Source organism: Kitasatospora sp. NPDC030952 (assembly GCF_055571335.1).
The window spans coordinates 182,855-205,601 of sequence record NZ_JBVIFM010000007.1 but is presented as its reverse complement, the minus strand read 5'-3'; the positions used below and the strand labels follow the sequence as shown (position 1 = coordinate 205,601).

Here is a 22,747-nt window from a genome sequence, read left to right as displayed (position 1 = left end):
GTTCACGTTCGTCCTCGTTCAAGGGGGTCCTGGAGTGGTGCGCCGCGGCGGATGCGCGGACGGGGTGATCATCCCCGTTGTCGCGGACCGGAACTGACCCTGACCATGGTCGCCGCCCAGCGCGGGGGCTACTGGGTCCTGTCCGGCGGAGTCAGCCGAGCCGGCCGGCGACGTCGGAGCCCTCCCGCGCGAAGACCGGGATGCGGTCCAGCGGGGCCTGCGCGTCGAGCGTCGTTCCGCCCTCCAGCACGCGTCCGGTGACCGGGTCGAGCCAGCGGGCACCGGACGGCAGGTACACCCGGCGGGCCCGGGCGCCCGCCTCGTACACGGGTGCCACCAGCACATCGGGACCGAGCAGGAACTGGTCGTCCACGTCCCAGGCGCGCTCGTCCTCGGGGAAGTCGAAGAACAGCGGGCGCATCGGCGGGGCACCGGTGCGGTGGGCGTCCTCGGACAGCGTCCTCAGGTACGGGCGCAGGCGCTCGCGCAGCTCCAGGTGGTCGCGCAGGATGCCGTACGCCTCCTCCCCGTAGGACCAGACCTCGTTCGGCCCGCCGGTCATGTCGGCGGAGAAGGCGGGGAAGTTGGGCGCGCGGTCGCCGTGCAGCCGCATGACGGGGCTGAACGTGCCGTACTGGAACCACCGGACCAGCAGTTCGCGGTAGGCCGGGTCGTCCGGGTCGCCGCCGAAGAATCCGCCGATGTCGGTGTTCCACCAGGGGATGCCGCTCATCCCGACGTTCAGCCCGGCCCTGATCTGGCGCGCGAGGGAGTCGAAGGTGGTGGGGATGTCGCCGGACCACAGCAGGGCCCCGTGCCGCTGGCTGCCCGCCCACGCGGAGCGGACCAGCGAGAGCGGCCGGTCCTCACCCGCCGCGCGCAGGCCGTCAGCCACCGCGCGGGCGTGTTCCAGGGGGTAGAGGTTCGCGACCTCGGCCGCCGGCCCGGCCGCGTAGACGGCGCGTTCGGCGCGGTCCCGCGGCAGGTCCGGCTCGCAGGCGTCCAGCCAGAAGCACGCCACGCCCGCCGAGCGGTAGTTGTCGTCCAGCCGCCGCCACAGCGCGGCGCGCGCTCCGGGGTGGGTGGCGTCGTAGTACGCCATCGGACGGATCAGCGCGTCCCCGGCGTACCGGGACGGCCACGGGTAGGTGAGCAGGCCGCCGCCGGCGTCCCGGACGAGGTGTCCGGCCGCGCGCAGCTGGTCGTACGCGTCGCTGTCGGGCTCGACGGTGGGCCACACCGAGACGGCGAGTCTCACCCCGAGGTCCGACAACTCCTTCACCATGGCGGCGGGGTCGGGCCACTCGCTCTCCTCGAAGCGCCAGTCGCCCATCCTCGGCCAGTGGAAGAAGTCGCAGACGATCACCGACAGCGGGAGCCCACGTTCCTTGTACTGCCGGGCCACCGCCAGGAGTTCGTCCTGGGTGCGGTAGCGGAGCTTCGACTGCCAGAAGCCCGAGGCCCAGTCGGGGAGCAGGGGCGGGCGACCGGTGGCCCGGGTGTAGGAGTCCAGGACCTGGGCCGGGGTGTCGCCGGCGGTGATCCAGTAGTCGATGCGCCCGCCGCCGTCAGCCGTCCACCGCGTGGTGTCGGCGCCCAGTTCGACGCGGCCGGTGGCGGGGTTGTTCCACAGCAGTCCGTAGCCCCGCGAGGAGTGCAGGAAGGGGACGGCCGCCACGGTGTTGGCCTGGACGAGGTCGATCACGCAGCCCTTCTGGTCCAGGCGTCCGTGCAGGTGCTGCCCCAGGCCGTGCAGCCGTTCACCGTGATAGGCCTCGAAGGACTGCTCCGTCCGGCCGCCCGCCGCGTGGACGCGAGGGCCGGCGTGGTGCGCGTACGGGCCCTTGTCGGCGAGGAGTTCGCGGCCCGAGACGGCGTGGCGGAACCTCAGCCGGCCGTCCGCCGAGGCCTCGACGGTGAGACGGCCGTTGACCAGACGGGCACAACCGTCGTCCGATACGGACAGTTCGGCCTGCGGGCGGGGTGGGGGGCTCTCCAGCGCGCCGGGAGCGGCGGGGTCGATGGTCCCGGACGAGGCCCGCACCCGGACGGCGTCCGGTCCCCAGGCCTCGACGCGGAGGACCTCGTAGCCGGTGTGCCGTTCCAGCGCGCCCGCGCGGATGCGGTAGGACAAGGTGATCCATCCTCACTTCTGCGATGTCGGCCCGGTGTGAAGGCGGCTGCCCGGATCCGTCGGGGGGCGGGGCCCCGCACGCCCATGCGGTGGCGTGCGGGGCCCCGCGTCGTCCGGGGGCCGGCCTCAGGCCTGGGCCGGGTAGGGAAGTTCGGCCTCGGGGGTGCCGGCCGGGCTGACGTGCAGGGCGCCGTCCGGGCCGCCGATCCGCAGCTGCCAGGGGTGCGGGCTGTCGGTGGTCACCCGGAGGCGGTCGCCGGTGCGGCGCAGGTGGAAGCGGGCGGTCTCGCCGGGGCCGTCGGAGCGCGGGATCACCACGGTGCGCTCGGCGCCGTCGGCGAAGGCGTGCACCCGCAGTTCGACGCCCTCGGCCCAGGCCGAGACCGGGCGTTGGTCGTCCGCGCCGAGCGGGATGACGGAGTCGGGGCGGGCGAGCAGCGGCAGGGTGTGGAAGCCGTGCCGTTCGCGCACCCAGCGCGGGCCGGTGACCTGGTCGCCGGTCAGGAAGTTGGTCCACGTCCCCTCCGGCACGTAGTACTCGACCGTGCCGTCCTCGGTGAAGACCGGGGCGACGAGCAGGTCGTCGCCGAGCAGGTACTGCCGGTCGAGCACGGCGGCGGCCGGGTCGTCCGGGAACTCCAGCACCATCGCGCGCATCACCGGCACGCCGGTGGTGTGCGCCTGCTGGGCCGCGTGCTGGAGGTAGGGCGCGAGGCGGTGCTTGAGCAGGGTGAACTCGCGGGTGACCTCGACGGCCTCCTCACCGAACTCCCACGGCACCCGGTAGGACTTGCTGCCGTGCAGCCGGCTGTGCGAGGAGAGCAGGCCGAACTGGGTCCAGCGCTTGAAGACGGCGGGGGTGGGGGTGCCCTCGAAGCCGCCGATGTCATGGCTCCAGAAGCCGAAGCCGGACAGCCCGAGGGACAGTCCCCCGCGCAGCGACTCCGCCATGGCGTTGAAGTGCGACTCGCAGTCGCCGCCCCAGTGCACCGGGTACTGCTGGCCGCCCACGGTGGCGGAGCGGGCGAACAGCATCGCCTCCCCCTCGCCGCGCTCCTCGCGGAGCAGCTCGAACACCGTCCGGTTGTACAGCTGGGTGTAGTAGTTGTGCATCCGCTCGGGGTCGGAACCGTCGTGCCAGACCACGTCGGTGGGGATGCGCTCGCCGAAGTCGGTCTTGAAGCAGTCCACGCCGACGTCCAGCAGGGTGCGCAGCTTGCCCGTGTACCAGGCGCGGGCGGCGGGGTTGGTGAAGTCCACCAGGGCCATGCCGGGCTGCCAGAGGTCCCACTGCCAGACGCTGCCGTCCGGGCGGCGCACCAGGAAGCCCTCGCGCACGCCCTCGGCGAAGAGCTCCGACTTCTGCGCGATGTACGGGTTGATCCACAGGCAGATGCGCAGCCCCTGCTCCTTGAGCCTGGCGAGCATGCCCGCCGGGTCCGGGAAGGTGTCCGGGTCCCAGCGGAAGTCGCTCCACTGGTACCCGCGCATCCAGAAGCAGTCGAAGTGGAAGACGCTCAGCGGGATGCCGCGCTCCGCCATGCCGCCGACGAAGCGGTTGACGGTGGCCTCGTCGTAGTCGGTGGTGAAGGAGGTGGTCAGCCACAGGCCCAGCGCCCACGCCGGGGGTAGCGCGGGGCGGCCGGTGAGCGCGGTGTACCGCTCCAGGATCTGCTTGGGGGTCGGGCCGTGGACGACGAAGTACTCCAGCGACTGGTCCTCGACGCTGAACTGGACCTGGCCGACGGACTCGGAGCCGATCTCGTAGCTGACCTTGCCCGGGTGGTTGACGAAGACGCCGTAGCCCCGGTTGGTCAGGTGGAACGGGACGTTCTTGTAGGCCTGTTCGCTGTTGGTGCCGCCGTCGGCCTGCCAGATGTCCACCACCTGGCCGTTGCGGACGAACGGGGTGAACCGCTCCCCCAGTCCGTAGACCAGTTCGCCGACGCCGAGCGAGAGCTGCCCGAGCATGTGGTGCCGGCCGTCGGCGTCGGTGACGAAGCCGGTGCCGCGCTCCCCCACGGTCGTCAGCGCCCGGCCGCCCGCGCCGAACTCCAGCCGCCACGGCTCGGTGGTGTCCACCCGCAGCGTCAGTTCGCCGGCGCAGAGCTCCACCACGTCGCCCTCGCGGCGCACCTTGCCGGCTCCCTGCTCCGCGCCGGGCAGCGCGAACTCGGGACCGGGCTTGACCGATCCGGCGTGGTGGGTGGTGCGCACGCCGATCACGCCCTCGGCCGGGGACCAGCACTCGACGGTCAGCAGTGGGCTGTTGAGCGTGTCACCGCGGCCGCGCACGTGTTTGACGGGCGCGTAGAGGGTCATCCGGTCCTCGCCGGCTCGGACGTCGGCGACCTCGGTGGCGTAGCGCGCGGTGACGCCCTGGCGCATCAGCCAGTAGCCGTCGGTGAACTTCATCGGGCAGGTTCCTCCGTCCGCGCACGGTGCGCGGTGATCAGGCCCCGGTACCAGTGGTAGCTGTCCTTGGGGGTTCGGGTCAGGGTGTCGTAGTCGACGCGGACCAGGCCGAAGCGCTGCTCGTAGCCGCGGGCCCACTCGAAGTTGTCCAGCAGCGACCAGACGTAGTAGCCGCGCACGTCGACCCCGGCCGCGATGGCGTCGGCGACGGCGGCGAGGTGGCCGGCCAGGTAGTCGATCCGCTCGGCGTCGTGGATCCGGCCGTCGGGGGTGACGCTGTCGGCCTCGGCGGAGCCGTTCTCGGTGATCCAGACCGGCGGGAGCCGCGGGTAGCGGTGGTCGAGGTCGCGGAGCAGTTCGGTGAACGCGGACGGGACGACGGGCCAGCCCATGGTGGTGAGCCGGGTGCCGTACCGGTTCGGCTCGGCGACGCCGATGTCCATGGCGGTGCGCAGTTCCAGGTCGGCCTCGCGGTGCGGGGCGGCCTCGACGGTGATCGGCCGGTAGAAGTTGATGCCGACGAAGTCCAGCGGCGTGCCGATCAGTTGCAGGTCTCCCGGTCGGCGCCAAGGACCGTCGGCCAGGCCCTCCCAGGTCTCGGCCTCGTGCTCGGGGTAGCGGCCGGCGAACAGCGGCTCGGTCCAGACCTCGTTGTGCAGCACCTCGGCCCGGCGCAGGGCGGCGAGGTCCTCGGGCCGGTCGGAGGCGGCGTGCAGGCGGTCGAGGTTGAGCGTGATGCCGATCTCCCGGGCGCCGGCGGCGCGCAGCTCCCGGACGGCCAGACCATGGCCGACCAGGAGGTGGTGGGCTGCGGCCAGCGCCCCGCGGCCCTCCCGGGCGCCGGGTGCGTGCCGGCCCTCGGCGTAGCCGACGAAGGCGGAGCAGAACGGCTCGTTGAGGGTGATCCAGCGCTCGACCCGGTCGCCGTAGCGGTCGGCGGCGACGTTCGCGAACTCCGCGAAGGCCTCGGCGGTCTCCCGCACCCGCCAGCCGCCCCGGTCTTCGAGGACCTGCGGCAGGTCCCAGTGGTAGAGGGTGGCAGCCGGCGCGATGCCGGCGGCCAGCAGCCCGTCGATCAGCCGGTCGTAGAAGTCCAGGCCCTTCGGGTTGACCGGGCCGGTGCCCTCCGGCAGCAGGCGCGGCCAGGAGATCGAGAAGCGGTAGTCGTCGACGCCGAGCCCGCGGAGCAGGGCGATGTCCTCGGGGTAGCGGTGGTAGTGGTCGCAGGCGGTGTCACCGGTGGCGCCGCCGAGGGTGCGGCCCGGGGTGTGGCTGTAGGTGTCCCAGATGGACGGGCCCCGGCCGTCCTGGTCGTGGGCGCCCTCGATCTGGTAGGCCGCGGTGGCCGCGCCGAAGCGGAACCCGGGGGGCAGTTCCGGAAAGGCCAGGGTGCTCATGCGGCATGCCTCACGGGGTTGTCTCGGTCAGCGGGCACGGCGGTCACAGCTGCGGCGCCAGCCCGCGGTCGCGCAGCCAGGACAGCTGGACGGGCGGGTTGGAGCCGCAGCCGCCGGCGTGGTCGGCGAAGGGCCAGACGGTCATGGTGCGGTCCTCGCCCGCGTAGTGGTTGAAGGCGGCGTAGACGGTGCGGGGCGGGCAGACCGGGTCCATCAGGCCGACGCTGAACAGGGCCGGCGCGGTGGCCCGCTGGGCGAAGTGGACGCCGTCGAAGTAGTCGAGGGTGGCGAAGGCGGGCTGCACGCGGTGCCGGCTGTGCCAGCGCAGGTAGTTGACGAGTTCCTGGTACGGCCCGTCCAGGGCGAGCTTCGCACCCTCGCGGTAGTGGCACAGGAACGGGACGTCGGGCATCACCGCGGCCACCCGGTCGCCGGTGAGTCCGGCGGCGGCGAGGGCCAGGCCGCCGCCCTGGCTGCCGCCGGCCAGCACGATCCGGTCGGCGTCCAGCCCGGGCAGCTCCGCGACGGCGTCGACGGCGCGCACGCAGTCGGTCATCAGCCGCCGGTAGTAGTAGTTCTCCGGGGAGTCGATGCCGCGGGTCATGAAACCGCCGACCCACTGGGTGCCGCCGCCCGTGCCGAGGTCCGGGGTGTCGTGGCCCTGCCCCCGGCTGTCCACGACGAGCTGGGCGTAGCCGGCGGCGGACCAGAACAGGTGCTCGGTGGGCAGTCCCCGGCCGCCGGAGTAGCCGATGTAGGTGACGACGACCGGCAGCGGGCCCGCCACGCCGCGCGGGCGCAGCAGCCAGGCGGCCACCGGCTCGCCGTTCCAGCCGGGGAACCGTACGTCGTCGACCTCGACGGTGCGCAGGCCGTACTGGGAGGTGACGCGTTCGGCCTTGACCGCCCCGCCGTGCGAGCGAGCCTCGGCGAGGGTGCGCTGCCAGAACTCGTCGAAGTCCTGCGGCATGGTCGACTCGGGCTGGTAGTCGTCGAGTTCGTCGACTCCGAAATCGGTGAACGGCACGGGGGCTACCTCCGGGTGGAGCGAGGGCGGGGTGGTGTGACGGGGCGTGAGCGGCGACCGAGGGTCTGTCCGGCGGGGGCGGCACCCGGGCGGTTCGCGGCCCGGGTGCCGAGTGGGAAAGGGGGCGGCCCGTCCCCCCACGAGCGGGCCGCCGGTCTGGGACGACGGGCCTCAGCGGGCGGTGCCGGCCGCGCCGAAGCGGAAAGCGGTGAGCCGGAAGTCGCCGTGCAGGGTCAGGCCCAGGTCGAGCACGCCGTCGAGCGGGGCGGAGAGCTCGGCGGTGCTGCTCGTCCAGGTGTAGCGGTCGCCGGTCACCGGCACGTCGAGGTCGGCCAGCACCCGGCCGCCCGCCCGGACTTCGAGCCGCGCCGGGCCGGTGCCGACGCCCTCGCGGGCGGTCTCGACCTCGATCCGGACGGCGCCGGAGAGGTCGACGTCGCGGAAGAGCAGCGTCGCGGGCTGCCCGGGGTCGGTGGGCGTGACGGCGTCGCCGTCGGTGCGGGTGGCGTCGACGATGGTGGCGTCCTCGTAGTCGTCGAAGTCGACGGCCGGGATCCGGTGTCCGACGCCCGCCCGGGGCGGGGCGGGCACCCCGGTCACGGTGAGCGGCGCGGTGAGCACGGGGTGGTCGGCGCTGTGGGCCACGATCACCTCGTAGCCGCCGGGGTCGACGGTGAAGGCACCGGTGGCGACGGACCAGTGGGCGAGTTGCCCGGCCGACAGCCGGAACGTCAGTTCGCGGCTCTCCCCCGGCTCCAGCCGGACCTTGCGGAAGTCGGCCAGGCGCAGCCGGGGCGCCTCGAACCGGGCCTCCAGGGCGCGGACGTAGATCTGGACCACTTCACTACCGGGCCGCGCTCCGCTGTTCTCCAGGGTCACGGTGAGCTCGACCGAGTCGTCCTGGCCGATCGACGGCTGTGACAGGCGCAGGTCCCGGTGGGTGAAGTCGGTGTAGGAGAGCCCGTGGCCGAAGGAGTAGAGCGGGACGGAACGGTGGTACTGGTAGGTCCAGCCGGCCTTGATGACGTCGTAGTCGAGCGGGGCGGGCAGTGGGTCGTCGCCCCGGTACCAGGTCTGCGGCAGCCGGCCGGCGGGCTCGGCCTCGCCGAGCAGCACGGCGGCCAGCGCGTGTCCTGTTTCCTGCCCGCCGTGGGAGGTCCACACCACGGCGGGCAGGTGCTCGTCGGCCCAGTCGAGGGCGTAGGGATAGCTGCTCATCACGACCAGGGCGGTGTCCGGGCAGACGGCCGCGACGGCGCGCAGCAGGGTCTCCTGCCCCTCGGGCAGGTCGATGTCCGCGCGGTCCTCGGTCTCCCGGCCGTTGATCATCGGGTGGTTGCCGAGGACGACCACGGCGGCGTCCGCCGTCGCGGCGGCCTCGCGTGCCTCGGCGGCGCCGTCGCGCAGCAGCTCGCGCTGCCAGTGCTCGGCCTCCTGCGCGGTCTCGGCGGTGACGCTCACCCGGCCGTCGGTCGGATCGACGGCGGCGTAGCGTCCGGTGAACACGGAGCGCAGCAGGACGGTGTCCGGGCCGGCCGGTTCGAGCCGGAAGGTCTCCTTGACGAACCAGCTCTTGATGACGTCCTGGTCGGCGGCCAGGGCATCGTCGTCCTGGAGGCTCAGGTAGCGACCGGTGTCGGCGTCGCGCAGGGTGGAGGCACCGCCCCCCCAGTCGGTCACATCGAAGGCGGACTTGCCGAGCAGTTCGCCCGAGGTCGGCGAACGCAGGGTGATCCGGTCCGAGCCCTCCACCTGAACGATCTCGCCGCCGTGGGCGCCGAGGGCCGCGGCCAGTCCGGCGGCGATGCTCACCCGGTACGGCATGGTGCCGCTGTACCAGTCCTCGAAGAGGGAGTCGGCGAGCGGGCCGATGACGGCGATCCGCGGCGTGCGGGCCGGGTCGAGCGGCAGCAGGCCGTCGTTCTTGAGCAGGACGGTCGACTCGATCGCCGCTTGCCGGGCCAGGGCGCGGTGCTCGGGGCTGTCGATCACGTCGGGGCCGATGCCCGCGTACGGGTCCAGCTCGGGGTCGAACTCGCCCAGGCGGAAGCGTACTTCCAGCTGGCGCCGGACGGCCCGGTTCACGTCGGACTCGTCGATCAGGCCGCGCTCCAGCGCCGCACGCAGTCGGCCGACCGGGGTCTCGGTGTCCTCGCCGTGGTCGGTGAAGCTGTCGATGCCGGCCTTGAGCGCGGCGGCGTGGGACTCGGCGTGGTCGTCGAAGTAGTGCTCCGGGTCGACCAGGTTGGAGGGGGCCTCGGCGTCGCTGACCACGAACAGCTCGTGGCCGGTCGGCCGGGCCCAGCGGCGCAGCTCCGCCTCGATCAGCGGACTGACGTGGCAGGGACGGCCGTTGACCAGGTTGTAGGCGGCCATCGCACCGGTCGCGGCGCCGGAGGCGACGACGGGGCGGAAGGCGGCCAGGTCGTACTCCTGGAGGACGCGCGGGCGCAGTCCGGAGGAGGTGGTGCAGCGGTCGTCCTCGTTGTTGTAGGCGAGGAAGTGCTTGAGCACCGGGGCGGTCCGCAGGTAGTCCGGGTGGTCGCCGGAGAGGCCGCGGCAGAACGCCTCGCCGACCCGCGCGGTGTGCACCGGGTCCTCGGAGTAGCCCTCTTCGTTGCGCCCCCAGCGCGGGTCGCGCAGGAGGTTGAGCACCGGGGCCCAGGCCTGCAGCGAGTTGGGCCCGCGATCGGAGGCGCCGACGGCCGCCGGGCGGTGGTAGTGGAAGGCCCGCAACTCGGTCGAGACCGCCTCGGCGACCGTGCGCACCAGGTCCTCGTCCCAGCTGGCGCCGAGGCCGACGGCCTGCGGGAAGACCGTCGCCTCGCCGAGCCAGGAGACGCCGTGCAGGCCCTCGCTGCCGGTGCGGAAGGCAGCGACGCCCAGGCGCGGGACGGCCGGCGCGTACTGGTGCAGCATCGCGAGCCGCTCGTCGAGCGTGAGCCGGTGGAGCAGGTCGTCGACACGCTTGCGCAGGGGAAGCGTGGGATTGCGGAAGCCGGGCAGGCCGGCTGCGGACGCGGGTACGGAACTCACGTGGAATACCCCTCGGGCGGGCTGGGCTCGGTGGTGGTGAATCGAAGCGCTTCGACGCTGGCACGCTCCGGTGTGACTGTCAACTCCCCAGGACACAAACGATTTTGGGTTTGTTCACCCTCTTGCTCAACTGGTAACGCGTCGTTAGTCTCGCCGAAACATCCAAGCGCTTCGACGCTTCGGCGCTTCGGCGCTCGGACCGCGCTTCGACGGAGAGGGGCCACGCCACCATGAGATCCGGCATGAATCGCAGGAGCTTCCTGAGTACCGCCGCCACCGTCGCGGGAGCCGCCGCCATGGCGCCCCTGCTGTCCGCCTGCGGCGGCGGTTCGACCAAGAAGGCCGGGGCGAACACCAAGGAGGGCCTGAAGGCGGCCCTGCCCGCCTACGTGCCGAACGCCAACGCGGTCAAGCCGGACATAGCCTCCGTCCAGGGCGGCGCCGGTGCCGCGACCGACCCGGCCTACCTCTCCTACCCGGCTACCCCGCCCACCAGCGTCTCCGGCGTTCCGGGCAAGGGCGGCAGCTACACGGCGGTCACTCCGCTGTGGGGCACCGCCCCGCCGGTCGGCAACTCCTTCTACCAGGCGATGAGCAAGGCGCTCGGGGTCGAGCTGACCATGAAGCCGGCGGACGGGATCAACTACAACACCATCGTCCCGACGATGACCGCCGCCAAGAAGCTACCGGACTGGATCAACCTGCCGGCCTGGTGGAACTCCAACTTCAACACCGGCGGGCTGGCCGGCACCCAGCTCGCCGACCTGACCCCGTACCTGTCCGGCGACAACATCAAGAAGTACCCCAACCTGGCAGCCCTGCCCACCGGCGCCTGGCAGACCGGGATCTGGGACGACAAGCTCTACGGGATCCCCTGCTTCTCCAGCAGCTTCGGCATGCCCGGTGCCACCTTCTACCGCCGGGACGTCCTCGAAGCCCGGGGCATCAGCGGCGACCAGGTGAAGTCCGCCGACGACCTGATGAACCTCGGCAAGGAACTGACCGACCCCAAGCGGGGCGTGTGGGCCTTCGACGACGTGTGGACCTACCTCCAGTTCTCCTGGAACGTCCCGATGAACTGGCGGATCGACAACGGCAAGCTGGTCCACCCGTTCGAGACCCAGGAGTTCCTGGAGGCCCTCGACTGGCACTACCGCCTGGCCACCTCCGGCTACATGCACCCGGACGCGCTGGCCGGCGACGTCTCCAACGGGGCCACCCGCTTCTACAGCGGCAAGGTGCTCATCCAAGGCGGCGGACTGGGCGCCTGGAACCTGTCCGACCACCAGTCCGGCGTCGCCGCGGACCCGAACTACCGGCGCGGCGCGTTCAACGCCATCGCCGCCGACGGCAAGGGCACGCCGGTGGCCTACATGGGCCCCGGCGCCAGCGTGATCAGCTACCTCAACGCCGATCTGAAACCGGCGCAGATCGAGGAACTGCTCGCCGTCGCGAACTACCTCGCCGCCCCCTACGGCACGGCCGAGTACACCCTGGTCAACTTCGGGGTCGAGGGCGTCCACCACACCCGCGTGAACGGCGCGCCGACCTTCACGGAGGAGGGCAAGAAGGACGTCCAGGCGACGACGTACCCGTTCCTGGCCGCCTCCTCCTCCGTGATCAGCAACCCGGGCGGCGAACAGATCACCAAGGACTACGCCGGCTGGTCGGCCGCCAACGTCCAGTACCTCCGGAAGCCGCCCTTCTGGGCCATGAACCTCAGCATGCCGCCGGCCCTGGCGGCGGCCGCGGCCGCCGCCGGCGTCAACGACACCCTCAAGGACTGCTACCACGGCAAGAAGAAGGTCTCCGACGTGCAGGACGCCATCGCCAGCTGGCGTTCCGGCCCCGGGGAGCGGCTCAAGCAGTGGATGACCGACAACGTCCTCGACAAGTACGGCTCCGGCCAGTGAGCACCGCGGCACCGAAGCGCCCCGCCAAGCCGGCGCGGCTCGGCTGGCGGATCAGGCTGCGGCGCGACAAGTCGCTCCTGCTGATGACGATCCCCGCGATCGTCCTGCTCCTGGTGTTCAACTACGTGCCGCTGTTCGGCATCGTCACCGCCTTCCAGGAGTACGACCCGCTGGTCGGGGTCTGGCACAGCGAATGGGTCGGCTTCGACCAGTTCCAGCAGCTGTTCGGCGACCCGGCCTTCTGGGCCTCGATGCAGAACACGCTGTACCTCAGCTTCGTCCAGCTGATCCTGTTCTTCCCGATCCCCATCGCCCTGGCCCTGCTGCTCAATTCGGTGATCAGCGAGCGGATCCGCAACTTCTTCCAGTCCGTGGTCTACCTGCCGCACTTCTTCTCCTGGGTGCTGGCGATCACGATCTTCCAGCAGATGCTGGGCGGCGCCGGCGTGCTCAACCAGTTCCTGCGCCAGCACGACATCGCCACCTGGGACATCATGACCGACCCGCACACCTTCGCACTGCTGGTCACCTCGCAGGCGGTCTGGAAGGAGGCGGGCTGGGGGATCATCGTCTTCCTCGCGGCGCTGAGCGCGATCAACAGCGAGCTGTACGAGGCCGCAGCCGCGGACGGCGCGGGCCGGCTCCGGCGGATGTGGCACATCACGCTGCCGGGCCTGCGCGGCGTGATCGTGCTGATGCTGGTCCTGCGGCTCGGCAACGCCCTGTCCGTCGGCTTCGAGCAGTTCCTGATCCAACGCGACGCCGTCGGCCACGAGGCCGCGGACGTCCTGGACACCTTCTCCTTCTACTACGGCATCGCCACCGGCGGCTACAGCTACGGCGCGGCGGCCGGGCTCTTCAAGAGCGTGGTCTCCCTGCTGCTGATCTGGGGCGCCAACAAGCTGGCGCACGCCTTCGGCGAGGACGGGCTGTATCGCAAATGACCAACGCACTCACCACCCTGAGCTCGCGGAGCGAGAAGCGCCGCACCACGCCGGCGGCCGCCCGACGCCGGGCACGCTCCACCCGCCCGCCCTGGGAGGAACCGCCCACCGCGGTCGGCCAGGCGGCCAAGGGCCTCACGCTCGGCGGGACGCTCGCCGTCATCCTGGTCCCGCTCTGGATCATCGTGGTGACCAGCTTCTCCACCCCCGGTGCCATCAACCGGGCCGGTGGCCTGGTGATCTGGCCGGACGGCCTGACCACCGAGACGTACCGCCAGATGCTCGGCGACCCGACGGTCGTCACCGCCCTGCTGGTGAGCCTCGGCATCACCGTGGTCGGCACCGCGATCTCCATGGCCGTCTCGATCCTGTGCGCCTACGGCCTCTCCCGGCCCCGGTCGCTCGGGCACCGCTTCCTCCTGATGCTGCTGATCATCACGATGTTCGTCAGCGGCGGCCTGATCCCCAGCTTCCTGGTCGTCACCGGCCTCGGCGGCTACGGCCAGTGGTGGGCGCTGATCCTGCCGAGCGCGGTCTCCGTCTTCAACATCCTGGTGCTGCGCGCCTTCTACCAGGACACCTCCTCCGAACTGATCGACGCGGCCCGGATGGACGGCGCCGGGGACTGGCGGATCCTGTGGTCCGTCGTGCTGCCCACCTCACGCGCCGTCACCGCCGTCACCGCGCTGTTCTACGCCGTCGGGTACTGGAACTCCTTCTTCAACGTCATGCTCTACATGCCGACGGACAGTCAGAAGTGGCCGCTCCAGTACGTGTTGCTCACCTACGTCAACCGGGCCAACGGGCTGCCCGGTTCCGTCAACTCGGGCTTCGGGAGCACCCACGCGCAGACCGCCCCGCTGTCGCTGCAGATGGCGGTCGTGGTCCTCACCCTGGTACCACTGGTGATCGTGTACCCGTTCGTACAGAAGCACCTGCGTACCGGTGTCCTCACCGGCGCGATCAAGGGCTGAGCCGAACCGGGCACCCCAGACCGGGAGCGGCCCCACGCGTGGAGCCCCGCGCCGCGCGACCGGGCCGCCCCCGACCGGAACCGACACGAAGGAAGCAGAGCGATGGTGACACTCGCCGATGTGGCCAGGCACGCCGGCGTCTCGTCCAGCACGGTCAGCTACGCCCTCAGCGGCAAGCGCCCGATCTCCGACGAGACCAGGGTCCGCGTCGAGCGGGCCATCACGGACCTCGGCTACCACCCCAACGCGGGTGCCCGGGCCCTGGCCGGCAAGCGCTCGCACATCATCGCCCTGGTGGTACCGCTCCACCCCGAGGTGCACGTGCCCACCATGATGGAGATCGCCATCGCCGTCACCGTGGCCGCCCGCGAACACGGCTACGACGTCCTGCTGCTCACCAACGACGAAGGGCCCGAAGGCGTCCGCCGGGTCGCCGCCACCGGGCTCGCCGACGGCGTCATCCTGATGGACGTCCGGCTCGACGACGACCGCATTCCGATCCTGCGGGCCGAGGAGATCCCGGCCGCGCTCATCGGCCTGCCCGACGACCCGGCCGGACTCTCCTGCGTCGACCACGACTTCGCCACCGCCGGCGCCCTGTGCGCCGACCACCTGGCCGACCTCGGCCACCGCGACATCGCCTTCATCGGCTACAGCAGCGGCGTCTACCGGCGGCACGCCGGCTACGCCGAGCGCACCCTGAACGGCTTCCGCGCCCGCGCCGAACGGCGTGACCTGCGCTTCCTCCACCGGCCGTGCGAGGGCACCTACGAGAGCACGGCGGGCACCCTGGCCCGGATCCTCGCGGACCGCCCGGACACCACGGGGTTCGTCGTGCAGAACGAGGCCGCGATCGGCCCGCTGCTCACCCTGCTGCGGGCCACCGGGCGGACGGTGCCGGAGGACGCCTCCGTCATCGCCATCTGCCCCGACGGCTTGGCCGAGCAGCACTCGCCCCGGCTCACCTCCGTGACCAGCCCCAGGAAGGACCTCGGGCAGGTCGCCGTCGAACAGGTCATGGCAAGGATCGCCGCGACCGCCGCCGGCCACGAGCCGGCGGATCAACTCCTCCTGATGCCACCGGAACTGGTGGTCCGCGAAAGCACCGCCCAGGCACCACAGCGCAGTTGACACCACGTGTGGAAGGACGGTTCCCAGATGGACATCCGCCGGCTCACCGACCACCTCGGCGGCCTCGCCTTCGGCGGGGACTACAACCCCGAGCAGTGGGACGCCGAGGTCTGGAAGCAGGACGACGAGCTGATGCGCCGGGCGCGCGTCAACCTCGCCACCCTCGGCGTCTTCTCCTGGGCGCTGCTGGAACCCGAGGAGGGCCGCTACGACTTCGACTGGCTCGACGGCCACCTCGACCGGCTGCACGCGGCCGGCGTCGCGGTCGACCTGGCCACCCCCACCGCCTCCCCGCCGCCCTGGTTCACCCTGGCCCACCCGGACGCCCTGCCCGTCGGCCCCGACGGCACCCGGCTGACCCACGGCAGCCGGGACACCTACTGCCTCACCGCCCCCGCCTACCGACAGGCCGCCCGCCGCATCGCGGGTGCCCTCGCCGAGCGCTACGGCGACCATCCGGCGCTCGCCCTGTGGCACGTCCACAACGAGTACGTGACCCTCTGCACCTGCGACCACACCGCCGCCGCCTTCCGGGTCTGGCTGCGCGCCCGCCACGGCTCCCTGGACGCCCTCAACGAGGCCTGGGGCACGGCCTTCTGGAGCCAGCGCTACGCCTCCTGGGAGCAGATCCTGCCGCCCCGGGCCACCCAGTGGCACCGCAACCCCGGCCAGACCCTGGACTACAGCCGGTTCTGGTCCGACGAGACCCTCGCCGCCTACCGCGAGCAGCGCGACGCCATCCGCGCGCACAGCGACCGGCCGGTCACCACCAACCTCATGCTGCCCGGCTACCAGAACCTCGACCTGTGGGCCTTCGGCCGCGAGGTCGACGTGGTCTCCGTCAACCACTACCCCAGCGCGCCCGGCGTCGACGCCGCCGCCCAGGCCGCCTTCGACGCCGACCGGGCCCGGTCGATCGCCGGCGGCGCCCCCTGGCTGCTGATGGAATCGGGCACCAACACCGTCTACGCCGGCGGCCGCGTCCTCGGCAAGGAGCCGGGGGACATCCTGCGCCACTCCCTCGCCCACATCGCCCGCGGCTCGGAGGGCGCGCTGTTCTTCCAGTGGCGCCAGTCGCGGGCCGGCGCCGAAACCTGGCACTCGGCGATGGTCCCGCACGCCGGGCCGGACAGCCGCGTCTTCCGCGAGGTCACGGCGGCCGGAGAGGCCATCGCCCGGCTCGGCGAACTCGCCGGTTCCACCGTCCGGGCCGAGGTCGCCGTCCTGCACGACTCCGACGCCTGGTGGGCGATGAACGCCGACGGGCTCCCGTCCTCCGAGCTCGACTACTTCACCACCCTGCGCCGCGCCCACCGGGCGCTGTGGGACGCCGGCCGGACGGTCGACTTCGCCCACCCCGAGCACGATCTGAGCCGCTACCGGCTGGTCCTCGCCCCGGCCCTGTTCCTGCTCACCGACGCGGGCGCCGAGAACCTGCGCCGCTACGTCGCCTCCGGCGGCACCCTGCTCGTCCAGCACTTCAGCGGCCTGGTCGACGAAGACCTCCGCGCCCGGCTCGGCGGCTACCCGGCCGCACCGCTGCGCGAGGCGCTCGGCATCCGGGTCGAGGAGCACCGCCCGCTGCGGCAGGGCGAGGAGGTCGCGCTCTCCGACGGCTCGACGGCCACCGCCTGGAGCGAGTCGCTGCGCACCGAGGGCGCCGAGACGCTCGCCGCCTACACCCACGGCATGCTGGCCGGCAGCCCGGCGCTCACCCGCCACGGCTTCGGCTCCGGCCACGGCTGGTACCTCTCCACCCGGCTCGACGACACCGGCTACGCCGCCCTGGTCGGCCGGCTGCTCTCGGAGGCCGGCGCCGCCCCGGAGCCGCCGGAGCTGCCGGGCCTGCCCTCCGGCGTCGAGGCCGTCACCCGGCACGCCGCGGACGGCCGGCGCTGGCACGTCCTGATCAACCACCGCGCCGAAGCCGTACCGCTGCCGCAGGCGGCCCACGACCTGCTCACGGACGCCACCCTGAGCCGGCTGCCCGCCGGCGGCTGCGCCGTCCTGCGCCCGTTGTGAACGCTCACTATTTTGTGAACGCTCACTAGGCCCCACCGAGGAAGGCCACCATGAGCGACCCGCACGAGACGATCCGCTGGGGCCACGGCGCCCTGGAGCTGGAGATCGCCCTGGGCGAGAACGGCACTCCCCGCCTGGTCCGCGTCGGCGCCCCCGGCGAGAAGACCACCGCCCCGCGCCCCGCCGCACCGCTGCCGCTGGTGGAGGTGACGACCGCCGGCCTCGGCCGCCACTGGTCGGGGCGGCACCTCGTCAACAGCGCCCTCGGCGGACGGCTGCGCCACCGCTCCCACCGCTCGGCCCGGGACGGCGACTGGCACGTGCTCACCGTCGAACTCCACGAGCCGGAGACCGGTCTGACCGCCGAAGTGTTCTACCGCTCCCCCGATGGCCTGCCGGTGCTGCGCAGCGAGGTGCTGCTGCGCAACGACGGACCGCGGACGCTGCACCTGGAGTCGGTCGCCTCGCTCGTGTCCGGCTGCCTCACCGGGGGCGACCCGGTGGAGCTGGACCACGCCGACCTGCTGTGGGCGGAGAACGACTGGTTCGCCGAATGCCGCTGGCAGCGCCAGCCGTTGCGGGTGTCCTCGGCCGAGCGGGGCGGCCGGTTCCCCACCACCTCCGGCCGCCACACCCGGGTGGTGGCCGGGCAGGGCGTCTGGTCCAGCTGCGGCCACCTGCCGATGGGCGGCCTGACGGACCGCGGGTCCGGACGCACCTGGCTGTGGCAGATCGAGCACAACGGCGGCGGCTGGCGCTGGGAGTGCGGGGTGCGCGACGACACCGCGTACGCGGCGCTGTACGGGCCGAACGACATCGACCACGGCTGGCGGCTCCCCCTGGAACCCGGCGCCGAGTTCCGCACCGTACCCGTGGCCCTCGCGCTCGCCCCGGACGGCGGCCCGGACGGCGCCTTCGCCGCCCTCACCCGCTACCGCCGGGCCACCCGGCGCCCGCACGCCGACCACCACCGCCTGCCGGTCGTCTTCAACGACTACATGAACTGCCTGATGGGCGACCCCACCACGGCCAAACTGCTGCCGCTGGTCGACGCCGCCGCCGAGGCCGGCGCGGAGTACTTCGTCATCGACGCCGGCTGGTACGACGACGGCGCCAACTGGTGGAGTTCCGTCGGGGCCTGGGAGCCGTCGGCCTCCCGCTTCCCCGGGCCGAAGGGCATCCACGAGGTCCTGGACCGCATCCGGGAGCGGGGCATGGTCCCCGGCCTGTGGCTGGAGCCGGAGGCGGTCGGGGTGAACAGCCCGATGGCCGGGTCCCTCCCGGAGGAGGCGTTCTTCCGCCGCGACGGACACCGCGTGGAGGAGGGCGGGGGCCGGTACCACCTGGACCTGCGCCACCCGGCCGCCCGCGCCCACCTGGACACGGTGGTGGACCGCCTGGTCGGGGAGTGGGGCGTCGGCTACCTCAAGCTCGACCACAACACCGACCCGGGCTCCGGCACCAGCGGCCACCCGGGCGAGGCCCCGGCGGCCGGCCTGCTGGGCCACAACCGGGCCCAACTCGCCTGGCTGGACGGCATCCTGGACCGGCACCCGGAGCTGGTGATCGAGAACTGCGCCTCCGGCGGCATGCGGATGGACCACGCCCTGCTCTCCAGGCTCCAGCTCCAGTCCACCAGTGACCAGCAGGACCTGCTGCGCTACCCGCCCATCGCGGCGGCGGCCCCCACCGCCGTCACACCCGAACAGGGCGCCGTCTGGGCCTACCCGCTGCCCGGGGACTCCCCGGACGAGGTCGCTCTGACCATGGCCAACGCACTCCTCGGCCGCATCCACCTCTCCGGTCGGATCACCGAACTCTCTTCGGAGGCCAGGGACTTGGTCCGCGAGGCGGTCGCGGTCCACAAGTCGATCCGCGCCGACCTGCCGCAGGCGCTGCCCGCCTGGCCGCTCGGGCTCCCGGGCTGGGAGGACCCGTGGATCGCCCTGGCACTGCACACCCCGGCCACCACCTACGTCACGGCCTGGCGCCGCCACGGAACGGACTCCGTCCGGGAGCTCGACCTGCCCCATCTGGCCGGCGCCGCCGTTCGCGTCGAGGTGCTCTACCCGGCTTCCAGCCTGGCGGCCACGGCCTGGAACCCGGACACCGCCGAACTCACCCTGACCTTGCCGACGGCCCCGTCCGCCGTCCTGCTGCGCCTCACCGAGGAGCCGTCCGAAGGGAGTTGACGATGCAGACCGCGACCGCGCGCGCTCCACCGCGCCGGCCCGCATCCGTACGGAACACGCTTCGCGTCCGGGCCCGATCCCTTGCAGCCGCACCGGGCCCTACCGTCCAGAACGCGGGAGTTCGATCCCCACATCCGAACCCCACGCACCCCCACCCCTGGAGGGACGAAGTGAAATCACCCGTCCAGTCCTGTCGTGAACGCGCCATAGCCGTGGCAGCGGCCCTGTCGCTCGCACTCACCGGCGCGATCGCCGCCGTCGCGCCGGCCGCCCAAGCCGCGAGCTCCGTGTCGGTGTCGGTCGACGCCGCCCTGCAGCTCGCCACCGTCCCCGACACCGGCGTCGGCGTCAACATCCCGGTCTACGACGTCAACATGAACGCCGCCGCCACCGCCGGCCTGCTCAGCACGGCCGGCATCAACACCGTCCGCTACCCCGGCGGCAGCCACTCCGACGTCTACCACTGGCAGACCGGCACGGCCGACGCCGGTGCCTACGTCGCCCCCAACACCGGCTTCGACGCCTTCATGGGCACCGTGCGCGCCGCCGGAGCGCAGCCGATCATCACCGCCAACTACGGCTCCGGCACCCCCCAGGAGGCCGCCGCCTGGGTCCAGTACGCCAACGTCACCAAGGGCTACGGCATCAAGTACTGGGAGGTCGGCAACGAGGTCTACGGCAACGGGGAGTACGGCGCCAGCTGGGAGTACGACACCCACAGCAGCAAGAGCGCCACGACCTACGCGAACAACCTGCTCCAGTACATCGCGGCGATGAAGGCGGCCGATCCGAACATCAAGATCGGCGCCGTGCTGGCCACCCCCGGCTACTGGCCGGACGGCATCGTCGGCCCGGGCGACACCATGGACTGGAACCACACCGTGATGTCGATCGCCGGCTCGAAGATCGACTTCGCCATCGTGCACGCGTACCCCAGCAGCACCAGCCCGGCCGACCTGCTCACCAAGCCGCAGGCCCAGAACCCGAACATCACCGGCGCCGTGCGCTCGCTGATCAACCAGTACGCCGGGTCCAACGCCCCCAACGTCGGCATCGCGGTGACCGAGGCGAACGCCCAGGCCTACCTGGACACCTCCCCCAACGGTCTGTTCGCCCCGGACAACTACCTCACCTGGCTGGAGAACGGCGCGTTCAACGTCGACTGGTGGGACCTGCGCAACGGCACCGACTGCTCGAAGGTGACCACCGTCGAGGGCGCCACCGACTACAACGACGGCGGCATGGTCTCCGCCGGCGCCTCCTGCGAGCCGTCCGTCAACACGCCCTTCCCCGCCTACTACGGCACCCAGATGATCGGCAGGCTGGGCGCGCCCGGTGACACGCTGGTCAAGGCCGCCAGCTCGTCCTCACTGCTCTCCGCGCACGCCGTCCGCCGCGCCAACGGCGACGTGGACGTCATGCTGATCAACAAGGACCCGAACAACGACGCCACGGTGAACCTCTCCTACTCCGGGTTCACCCCCTCCTCCGCCACCCCGACCGTCCACTCCTACCTCAAGAACGCCCACGGGATCGGCACGGCCCAGAGCGGCAGCCCGACCACCCAGACCGTGCCGGCCTACGGGATCACGGTCGTCCAGATGCACCCGACCGACGCGGCCTGCCGGGTCGTCTACAACAAGAACGAGTGGTCGGGCGTCACGGTCGGCGACCTCACCGTCGTCAACAACGGTCTGGGCCAGGTCAACGGCTGGAACCTCGGCTTCACCTTCCCCGGCGACAACAGCATCACCAACAGCTGGAACGCCTCGGTGTCGCAGAGCGGCCCGAACGTCACCGCCAGGAACGTGTCCTACAACGCCACCGTCCCGCAGGGCGGCAGCGTCCAGTGGGGCTTCAAGTCCACCTGGTCCAGCAGCGACGCCAACCCCTCCGCCTTCTGGTTCAACGGCGCCTCCTGCGCGATCGGCTGAACCCGATGAGCCGGTGGTGCCCCGGGCTCCCCAGGGCCCGGGGCACCACCCCCCTCCCGCGATGAAGCACCGAAAGGAACCGACCCACGTGTCAGAGCAGTCCCGGACCGGCAGCACCGTCCCCAACCCGGTGATCCCCGGATTCCACCCCGACCCCAGCGTCTGCCGTGTGGGCGACGACTACTACCTCGTGTGCTCCAGCTTCGAGTACTTCCCCGGCATCCCGGTCTTCCACAGCCGTGACCTGGTGAACTGGGCCCAGATCGGCAACGCCCTGGACCGGCCGAGCCAGCTCCGACTCCCGCTCGACAGCCCGTCCTCCGGCGGGATCTACGCCCCCACCCTGCGCCACCACGACGGCCGGTTCTGGCTGATCGTCACCAACGTCAGCGGCGACGGCAACCTGCTCTTCACCGCCACCGACCCGGCCGGCCCGTGGTCCGACCCGGTCCGGCTGCCCGGGGTGCACGGCATCGACCCGGACCTCGCCTGGGACGAGGACGGCACCTGCTGGTGCACCGTCGCCGGGGTCTCCCAGGTCCGCCTCGACCCGACGACCGGCGAGACCATCGGCGAGCCGTACCGGATCTGGTCCGGCGCCCCCGGCGCCATGGCCCCCGAGGCGCCGCACCTGTACCGGATCGGCGAGTACTGGTACCTGATGATCGCCGAGGGCGGCACCGAGCGCGGCCACGCCGTCTCCATCGCCCGCGGCCCGTCACCCTCCGGCCCGTTCGAACCGTGCCCGGCCAACCCGGTGCTGACCCACCGCGGCACCGACAGTCCCATCCAGAACACCGGGCACGCCGACCTCGTCCAGGCGCCCGACGGCTCCTGGTGGATGGTGCTGCTCGCCGTCCGGCCGCGCGGCGGCACCCCCGCCTGGTACGTGCTCGGCCGGGAGACCTTCCTCGCCCCGGTCGAGTGGGTGGACGGCTGGCCGGTGGTCGGCCAGGTCACCCCCGAACTGCCCACCCCCTCCTGGCCGCTGCACCCCGTCCCCGCCGTACCGGCCCGGGACGACTTCGACCAGGCCGAGCTGCACCCCCGGTGGATCTCGGTGCGCGAGCGCCCGGAACACCTGTGCACCACGAAGGAACGTTCCGGCTGGCTGACCCTGCGCGCCGCCGGCGCCTCGCTGGACGACAACGACGTGGTGTTCGTCGGCCGGCGCCAGCAGCACCTCGCCTGCCGGGCCCGCACCCTGATCGACCCCACCGACGGCCGCGGCGGCCTCGCCATCCGCATGGACGAGGAGCACCACTACGAGATCGAGGCGGGCCCCGGCGAGGTGAAGGTCTTCGCCCGGATCGGCTCGCTGCGCACCGAGGTCGCCTCCCGTCCGGTGCCCGCCGGAGCCGTGGTGCTCGGTGTCGACGTCGTCCCGCGGCCGCCGCGCGGCCCGCGCACCGGCCCTGACGACGTCGTCCTCGGCGTCGAGGAGCCCGACGGCACCTTCACCGTGCTCGCCGCGCTCGACGGCCGCTACCTCTCCACCGAGGTGGCCGGCGGCTTCACCGGCCGGGTCATCGGCATGTACGCCGCCGAAGGCACCGTCCACTTCGACCGGTTCGACTACGAGCCGCTCCCGCTTCTCTGACCATCCGTCAGGGGCTCCCCCACCCACC

13 protein-coding genes are annotated in these 22,747 nt (G+C 72.3%); 8 read left to right on the top strand and 5 right to left on the bottom strand.

Translation table 11 applies throughout. The annotated features are described in order from the left end of the window. Positions 1-151 precede the first annotated feature (151 nt). The 5 genes from ACZ47G_RS16020 to ACZ47G_RS16000 all read right to left on the bottom strand — a co-directional run bounded on the left by ACZ47G_RS16020 (position 152) and on the right by ACZ47G_RS16000 (position 10,009). Complete coding sequence (locus tag ACZ47G_RS16020) at positions 152-2,134, bottom strand: glycoside hydrolase family 31 protein (RefSeq protein WP_465742976.1); 1,983 nt, start codon at positions 2,132-2,134, stop codon at positions 152-154. Between the two features lie 126 nt (positions 2,135-2,260). After that, the gene (gene yicI / locus ACZ47G_RS16015) at positions 2,261-4,549 is read right to left on the bottom strand and encodes an alpha-xylosidase (RefSeq protein WP_465742974.1); all 2,289 of its coding nucleotides are present in this window, start codon (positions 4,547-4,549) and stop codon (positions 2,261-2,263) included. Beyond that, positions 4,546-5,946, bottom strand: a complete 1,401-nt coding sequence (locus tag ACZ47G_RS16010) for a GH1 family beta-glucosidase (protein ID WP_465742972.1) — start codon at positions 5,944-5,946, stop codon at positions 4,546-4,548. Before ACZ47G_RS16010 ends, yicI begins: the two co-directional genes overlap by 4 nt. A 43-nt stretch (positions 5,947-5,989) precedes the next feature. After that, positions 5,990-6,973, bottom strand: coding sequence for an acetylxylan esterase (locus ACZ47G_RS16005; RefSeq protein ID WP_465742970.1), 984 nt, complete (start codon positions 6,971-6,973; stop codon positions 5,990-5,992). 171 nt (positions 6,974-7,144) lie between these two features. Continuing rightward, the gene (locus tag ACZ47G_RS16000) at positions 7,145-10,009 is read right to left on the bottom strand and encodes a glycoside hydrolase family 3 C-terminal domain-containing protein (RefSeq protein ID WP_465742968.1); all 2,865 of its coding nucleotides are present in this window, start codon (positions 10,007-10,009) and stop codon (positions 7,145-7,147) included. 242 nt (positions 10,010-10,251) lie between these two features. Between ACZ47G_RS16000 and ACZ47G_RS15995 the strand changes: the two genes are divergently transcribed. From ACZ47G_RS15995 to ACZ47G_RS15960, 8 genes are all read left to right on the top strand, one after another. Continuing rightward, positions 10,252-11,922 carry an ABC transporter substrate-binding protein gene (locus ACZ47G_RS15995; protein WP_465742966.1) on the top strand — a complete coding sequence of 557 codons (1,671 nt, stop codon included), beginning with the start codon at positions 10,252-10,254 and terminating at the stop codon, positions 11,920-11,922. Beyond that, complete coding sequence (locus ACZ47G_RS15990) at positions 11,877-12,866, top strand: ABC transporter permease (RefSeq protein WP_465742964.1); 990 nt, start codon at positions 11,877-11,879, stop codon at positions 12,864-12,866. The genes ACZ47G_RS15995 and ACZ47G_RS15990 overlap by 46 nt, the downstream gene beginning before the upstream one ends. Then, positions 12,863-13,840 carry a carbohydrate ABC transporter permease gene (locus ACZ47G_RS15985; RefSeq protein ID WP_465742962.1) on the top strand — a complete coding sequence of 326 codons (978 nt, stop codon included), beginning with the start codon at positions 12,863-12,865 and terminating at the stop codon, positions 13,838-13,840. The genes ACZ47G_RS15990 and ACZ47G_RS15985 overlap by 4 nt, the downstream gene beginning before the upstream one ends. 102 nt (positions 13,841-13,942) lie before the next feature. Continuing rightward, positions 13,943-14,971: a LacI family DNA-binding transcriptional regulator gene (locus ACZ47G_RS15980; protein ID WP_465742960.1), complete on the top strand. Its 1,029-nt coding sequence runs from the start codon at positions 13,943-13,945 to the stop codon at positions 14,969-14,971. 27 nt (positions 14,972-14,998) lie between these two features. After that, entirely contained in the window at positions 14,999-16,993 is a 1,995-nt protein-coding gene (locus ACZ47G_RS15975; protein WP_465742958.1) for a beta-galactosidase, read from the top strand. 50 nt (positions 16,994-17,043) lie between these two features. Beyond that, positions 17,044-19,185, top strand: a complete 2,142-nt coding sequence (locus tag ACZ47G_RS15970) for a glycoside hydrolase family 36 protein (RefSeq protein ID WP_465742956.1) — start codon at positions 17,044-17,046, stop codon at positions 19,183-19,185. 212 nt (positions 19,186-19,397) lie between these two features. After that, positions 19,398-21,119, top strand: a complete 1,722-nt coding sequence (locus ACZ47G_RS15965; RefSeq protein WP_465742954.1) for a cellulose binding domain-containing protein — start codon at positions 19,398-19,400, stop codon at positions 21,117-21,119. Positions 21,120-21,180: 61 nt separating this feature from the next. Next, the gene (locus tag ACZ47G_RS15960; RefSeq protein WP_465742952.1) at positions 21,181-22,719 is read left to right on the top strand and encodes a glycoside hydrolase family 43 protein; all 1,539 of its coding nucleotides are present in this window, start codon (positions 21,181-21,183) and stop codon (positions 22,717-22,719) included. Positions 22,720-22,747 lie beyond the last annotated feature (28 nt).

Excerpts from the sequence above, each read along its gene's own strand:
- yicI (WP_465742974.1), bottom strand. The coding sequence starts at position 4,549 with ATGAAGTTCACCGACGGCTACTGGCTGATGCGCCAGGGCGTCACCGCG.
- ACZ47G_RS16010 (WP_465742972.1), bottom strand. The coding sequence starts at position 5,946 with ATGAGCACCCTGGCCTTTCCGGAACTGCCCCCCGGGTTCCGCTTCGGC.
- ACZ47G_RS15995 (WP_465742966.1), top strand. The coding sequence starts at position 10,252 with ATGAATCGCAGGAGCTTCCTGAGTACCGCCGCCACCGTCGCGGGAGCC.
- ACZ47G_RS15985 (WP_465742962.1), top strand. The coding sequence starts at position 12,863 with ATGACCAACGCACTCACCACCCTGAGCTCGCGGAGCGAGAAGCGCCGC.
- ACZ47G_RS15980 (WP_465742960.1), top strand. The coding sequence starts at position 13,943 with ATGGTGACACTCGCCGATGTGGCCAGGCACGCCGGCGTCTCGTCCAGC.
- ACZ47G_RS15975 (WP_465742958.1), top strand. The coding sequence starts at position 14,999 with ATGGACATCCGCCGGCTCACCGACCACCTCGGCGGCCTCGCCTTCGGC.
- ACZ47G_RS15970 (WP_465742956.1), top strand. The coding sequence starts at position 17,044 with ATGAGCGACCCGCACGAGACGATCCGCTGGGGCCACGGCGCCCTGGAG.
- ACZ47G_RS15960 (WP_465742952.1), top strand. The coding sequence starts at position 21,181 with ATGAAGCACCGAAAGGAACCGACCCACGTGTCAGAGCAGTCCCGGACC.